This window comes from Paenibacillus hebaui, assembly GCF_051934385.1.
Lineage (GTDB): Bacteria > Bacillota > Bacilli > Paenibacillales > Paenibacillaceae > Paenibacillus.
This window is the reverse complement of sequence record NZ_CP196836.1, coordinates 2,882,482-2,889,206: the sequence shown is the minus strand read 5'-3', so window position 1 is coordinate 2,889,206 and position 6,725 is coordinate 2,882,482. Positions and strand designations below refer to the sequence as shown.

Below are 6,725 nucleotides of genomic sequence, written 5' to 3'. Positions count from 1 at the left end.
ACAGTTCCCCCTTACTGCAATTTTTTCGGTGTGAAGAAAGGCAGCATATGCTCAGGTTTACGATTTTCTTGTCCTGAATACGTTCCGACCACCGAGTTTTCCTCACCCTGGTCCGGCCAAAACCGGGCTCTGTTCCAGGCAATGCGATGTAAACGAGATTCCAGTGTCGCTTTATTTTGTTCCGGGACACCTTCATTGCTGACAAGGATATGAGCGTTATTTCCTCCGAGTCCAAATGCGCTGACACCCGCACGCAACACTTTATTGGTCCAGGGTGTAAGGTCTTGAACGAGGAATAACGGACTTTCTTCAAACCGAAATCTCGGATTCGGATGCGGACAATTCAAACTAGGCGGGATCTGACCATGCATCATACTCAGCAAAACCTTGATCATGCTAACTGTCCCTGCCGCGCTCAACAGATGTCCCACATTGCTTTTGACACTTCCCACGCCGCAAAGATCCCCCTTTTCCATCGTGGTTCCCAGCACTCGGGTTAACGCTTTAAGCTCAATGGGATCACCAATAACAGTGCCTGTTCCGTGTGTTTCCACATAACTGATTGAAGCCGGATCAATATTCGCATCTTTGATGGCACGTTCGATCAATGCCTGCTGAGCCTGAGGGTTCGGCGTGGTCACGCCCATCGTATGCCCATCATTATTAATCGCAGAGCCATCAATCACTCCGTAGATTTTGTTTCCGTCCTCTATGGCCTGCTCCAATCGTTTCATGACAATTACTCCACAGCCCTCCCCAACCCCAATTCCGTTGGCAGATGCATCGAAGGTTTTACATTGTCCATCCGGTGACAGCACCCTTGATGCAGTCAGGGAAAGATAAGGCGTCTCATCCAATAGAACTTCAACCCCACCGGCAATCACCAGATCCGCTTCCCCATTCTGCAAACTCCGGGCAGCCAGATGGATCGCTGTTAGGGAACTGGAACAGGCTGTGTCTACCACCATATTGGGACCTCTAAGGTTGTATAAATGAGCCAGATGTGCCGTAATAAAATTTTGACCTGTACCAATGATGGTTTGTTTGTTGTCCTGACGTATTTTACTCATGAAATGACCTGTTCTTGCCCCTGCAAACACACCAACCTCAAGCGACTCAAGCTGATCCTTTCCATATCCTGCATCTGCGAGCGCTTCGGCACTGACCTCAAGCCACTGCCTTTGCAAAGGGTCCAGATGAGTCGCTAGGGAGTGATCCATTCCAAAAAAATCAGGATCAAACGATTCCAGATCATCGAGAAATGCACCCCATTTGCTCATGCTTGTCCCTGCTTTACCTTCAGGATGATAATACGTTCTCCAATCCCACCGGGATGACGGAATTTCACGTATGCTGTTTTTGCCTGTTTTCAGATTGTTCCAAAATTGCTCCGGGTTCACCGCATCCGGGAAATGACAGGCCATTCCAATGATGGCCACTCGGGGACGGGAACGATCTTTCGACGGCAGGAGAATCTGCCGATCCTCAGGTCTGTTGAGCTGTTCAGGAGACACATGCGGACTCGTTACGTACTTTTGCAGCAAAGCCCCTGTCAGCCCTGCGATTGTTGGGTAGTCCAAAAAAAGATGAGGTTCAATCACAGGAATCTGTAGCTCGCATTCCACCCGGCGTGCCAGCTGCGCAATCATGATTGAATCCATCCCAAAATGTTCGAATGATCGGTCCGGGTTCATTTTCTCGGGTTCAATACACAACTCCTCAGCGAAAATGGAACTTAGTTTCATCTGTAATGTCTCAGACGTATCAGAAAAGGGAACGCCACTTATGATGGGTATTTCAGGCATCGTTTCAGCTTTAACAGATCTGGAAAGCCCCGATTCCCCCTCAACATCAGTGGATTCGCCGCTCATTATTGCCGGAAGCATTACTGCGCTTTGTTGAGTGATTAGTGCCCAGTCCAGCAGCTTCAGTCCTTCTTTATCCGTGATACTGAGCAATCCGGTTTCGTTATAGGCTTGACTCGGAAACTCACCCATCCCTGATTCCTTCCAGTTTGGCCACTGGATACTGATAAGGGGACTGTGATGAGCATGCGCTGCGGCATAATAATCCATGTAGGTGTTGGCCATGGCATAATCGCTTTGTCCAACACCAAGTTTCGGAATGGCTCCAGTCACGGAAGAGAACAGGACAAAAAATTGCAAGGGATCGTGACGGAAGCATTCATAGAGCGCAACAGTGCCTAACATTTTGGGGGACAACACCCTCCGAATCGTTTCCAGCGGTTTACGAATAAAGGCGGGATTCTCCAGGTCGGCTATGCCGGCTGCGTGAATTACCCCTCCGGCTGCGCCCATCGTTGAACGTATATGTTCTGCAGCCTCCAGAAGTTTTTCCTTATTACCTATATCAAGAGACAGCACTACAATCTGTATGCCCTGCTTCTCCAATTCCAGGATTTCTCTAACTTTGCTGCCGATCTCGTCTTTGTCCCCGCGTCGTGCCCACCATTCATTCCGAGGTGGAAATGGGGTCTGACCGATCAGAACAAGTTTACGGACCCCGTAGTGTCGAACGGCATGCTGCGCACACAGCATGCCGAGACCTCGTGTTCCCCCGGTTACCCACAGGACATGACTGGATGGAAAAGGGAGTCGGTTTTGATTAGACTGCTGAATATTTATGTTATCGAGCGTATCCAGATAAGCACTGTACCGCTGTCCTTCGCGATAACAGACTTCATGTTCCCTTCCCGCATGAGTTAGCTCCTGGACGATTTGTGCAGCGACATCAAGCTCACTGTCCGCCGGGTCCACATCGATATGCCGCGAAATAATATGACTGTACTCACTTTGGAGCATCCCGTAGAGCCCTGCCCGTTCTGCTCCACCCAGATGAATGGATTTGTTTTGGAAAGACTCCAGGCCCATGGTGACTCCAAACAGTTTTAATTCTTTGTGGTCACGGGAAATAATCATTTGCTGAAGCTGGGCAATCCAGTGAATCAGCTTGTCCAGCATCATTTCTTCCGCTTCCATCTTTCGGTCACAGCCTGACAGGTCTATAAAAGCATCACAATTTATCAAAACATCGAGCAGACGTCCAAAGTCCTTCTCTTCCTCGCTTACAAGCACAACCTTGCTCCCCTGTATCATCTGTGAAAGTTTATTGGCAAGTCCAACGGTTTTCATTGTTGATCCAACCACAACTTTTCCATGCCCCTGATCAAGGTTTGTAACCGCCGAACGCTTCCATTGTTTCCCGAGGAGCTTGGCTATTCTGCGCTCTTTTGTGACAGCACCAACATCCGAAATCTCCCCTTTTACATCCGTTCCAACGGACCGGGTTGCTTCCTCGGAACTCACCCAATATTTTTCCCGTGCAAAGGGATACGTCGGAAGAGGTATCCTTTTATACTTTTCTATCGAATAAAGCCGGTTATAATTCAATTCATATCCTTGTACATACAGTTCTGCAATGGCATGCAGGTTTTCAAAATATCGCGAATCATCTGATGATTCCACAGCAATTCGTTGGATACATTCATTTCCATAACGTCGAAGAACGGATTGCTCTTTGGAAGGCTTGCCTGATAAATCCGCCGTGTAGATCTGTGATGAGCCCCCGGTTTCAAGCCATTGTTCCAAAATGGAGGCCAGATCGTCAGAATGCTGAACTACACATGCTACCCGATGCTCCAGATGCCTTCTTCCCGTCACCAAAGTGAAGCTTGCACTTGCGTAATCAAGCTGGGCTCCCACTTTCCTGTAATGCTGCGCAATTCGTCTCACCAGTTCTCTCAACTGTCCTGTCGATTGTGCAGACCACACCAATAGATAACCCGGTTTATGTATTGAAGGAGACAACTCTCCGGGAGCCTCCTCGATGGCAAGGTGAGCGTTGGTTCCACTAAAGCCAAATGAGCTTACAAGTGCAGTCCTTTTTTGTCCGGGAGGTGTATGCCATGGATTCAATTGGGTATTGACATAGAATGGACTATTCGGAAAATCAATATTGGGATTTGCTTTGGAATAATGAATGGACGGCGGAATCTGTTGATGTTTCAAGGCCAATAACAATTTGATAACACCGGCTATGCCCGCTGCTGCAATTGAATGTCCCATATTCGACTTGATCGAACCTATTGCAGCATATTGTGAACGGCTCGTATACTTCCGGAAGCTCCGGTTCAGTGCTTCAAATTCAATGGGATCACCCAGTTTCGTTCCGGTACCATGCGCCTCGACCATTTGGATCTGATCCGGATTAACACCAAATTGTTCGTAAAGCTGGCTTTCCAGCCTTTCTTGGGAAGCTGCACTGGGCGCCGTAATTCCATTGGTGCTTCCATCCTGATTGATACAGCTGCCTTTAATGATCCCGTGGACATGATCGCCATCTTGGATGGCATCCTCCAACCTTTTAAGCAACAAGACTCCAACACCTTCACCCGGCACAAAACCGTCTGCACGTTCATCAAAGGTATGGCACCGTCCAGTTGGGGACAGCATGCCCGCCCGACTAGTAGAAATATAAAAATCCGGCGTGGATTGGACAAACACTCCACCTGCCAGAGCAAGCTCCACTTCCCCTGACCAAAGGGCTTGACAAGCCAGATGAATGGCAACCAGCGAACTCGAACAAGCGGTATCCACTGCGATCGCTGGTCCCTGTAAATTTAGAAAATAAGATACCCGGGCAGGTACGATGGACGCAGCATTGCCCCAAAACGCTTGTGCAGGCGCCTGTTCACCGATCAACTTTTCATAGTCTCCTCCGCAATATCCGGTGTAGACTCCGCATTTGCGGCCCTGAATCAGTTCCCCTGCGTATCCGGCGTGTTCAAGGGTTTTCCACGATTCCTCCAGAAACAATCGCTGTTGAGGGTCCATATGCATCGCTTCAACATTGGAAATTTTGAAAAACAAGGGATCAAAACAGTCGCTATCCTCTAAATATGCCCCATGATTATTTTCCGTTTTCCCTACAGTTGATCCTGTCTGTTCGGAAGTCCATCGCGCCCCACGCTGAATCAAGTCATTGCCTGCGGCCAAATGCTCCCATAATTCATCCACATGATCTGATTGCGGAAATCTACCGCTGTAGCCAATAATAGCAATCTCCTTGTGTGTGCTGTTGGAACCGGAGGATGTTATACCTCCATCGGAATGACTCTCCATTGCATCACCCAAGCTGAATTCTCGCTCTTCACCAATACCAGTCTGTTGAGTTTGCTGGACATCGCGCTTATGGATACTGTGAACCCCAGAAAACTGCGTTTGTTGTTCTGGCTCCATCGGTTTCTCCTGATACATTGGCGCAATATAATGTGCAAGCTGGTTGACACAAGGAAAATCAAATATATCGGTGGTGAACAGCTCCGTTCCCAAACGTTCATTAATGGAATGAATTAATCGAACACCCGTTATGGAGTCCACTCCATAATCGGAAAAAGCCTCCTCATGATCGATTAGCTGTGCCTCAACTTTCAAAGATTCACATAATGTCCGAACAAGCACTTCCTTTATGTACTTCAGTTTTTCTTCGGATGAACGTGAACTCTCCACTTCGGGCAACCGGATTTCTGACGGTTTTTCCTGAATATTGTGCTGAATGCGGCTCGTTCGACTTTGGGCCTGATGTTTGACAGTTTGCTCATGTTTCACGGTCTGCTGACGTACCACGCCATTACTTGTCCCCATTATCACTTGCTGACCCTTGAATTCGTCAGAATGAGCCAGTAACTGCACTTCCCCGAACCCCTCGGATAACAGAATGTTTTTCCAGGTTTCCTGTTCAAGCAAAGGTCCTCCGGAAATACGAAGAGCTGGGTCCTCATAGTTCCACCATCCATCCAACAACCCAAATGTAAGGTGATTCAAAAGCGTATTTTCGGTGATTTCATTGATCAAAAAAACACCCTGATAACGAAGCAATGCCTTGGCGTTCCTTAAGGCAAGGCGAATATTAGGAGCAGCATGCATTACATTGGTTGCTATCGCTATATCATAGGTCCCCGCTTGCAGAGACTGGGTGGACAACGGTTGGGACAAATCAAACGTTCCGTATGTAAGGTACGGATAACGCGGACCATACACCTTTTGGGCATGACTCAAGAAAGCCTGGGAAAGATCGGTATAACAGTACTCATGAATATGGGGATGAAAATCACTCAGTCGGGCAAGAACTGCCTGACTCGTGCCTCCTGTCCCGGCTCCAATTTCCACAATGCGGATATGTGCACTCGGGTTCTGCACAAGTTGCTGTTTTATAATAGCTGCAACCCGATCTGCCAAAACGGCATTAAAATAATCGGCAGCAGGATTGTTCATGTAAATGTTCTCCACCAGATGCATGGAACTATTCGGAAAAATAATATCGGTTGCAGACTTCTGACCAGTCAAAATGTCTGGCAGCGCTCGGAGCGTGGCATCCAGCAGTGGAATGTAGGAAGACACGTTGTGATCGGCTAGCCACAACAATTTTTTTCTGTCCCATTCCTTCCATGCATGAGCCAAGTCTGTATCGTTGGTCTGAATCAAGGGATTTACAGAGCCGGTAGAGGTGAAATAACCATATTTTTGCAAATAAACGAGACTCTCCTGCCACCATCTCCTGTAACGCTTGATCATTAGATCAGGCATTTCTGCTATAGTGGCGTCTTCACCCCGGAAATTGCTCAAAAGGCCGGCAGCATACAGTCTGCCCCATAATAATTGACCCAACAACTCATTCAGTTCCTTCATTACACGTTCCCCCCACTG

Annotated in this window: 1 protein-coding gene; it reads right to left on the bottom strand. The window is 48.0% G+C overall.

The genetic code is table 11. From position 1 onward, the window contains the following. Positions 1 to 11: 11 nt before the first annotated feature. The gene (locus ACR32F_RS13290) at positions 12 to 6,707 is read right to left on the bottom strand and encodes a beta-ketoacyl synthase N-terminal-like domain-containing protein (protein ID WP_440119137.1); all 6,696 of its coding nucleotides are present in this window, start codon (positions 6,705 to 6,707) and stop codon (positions 12 to 14) included. Positions 6,708 to 6,725 lie beyond the last annotated feature (18 nt).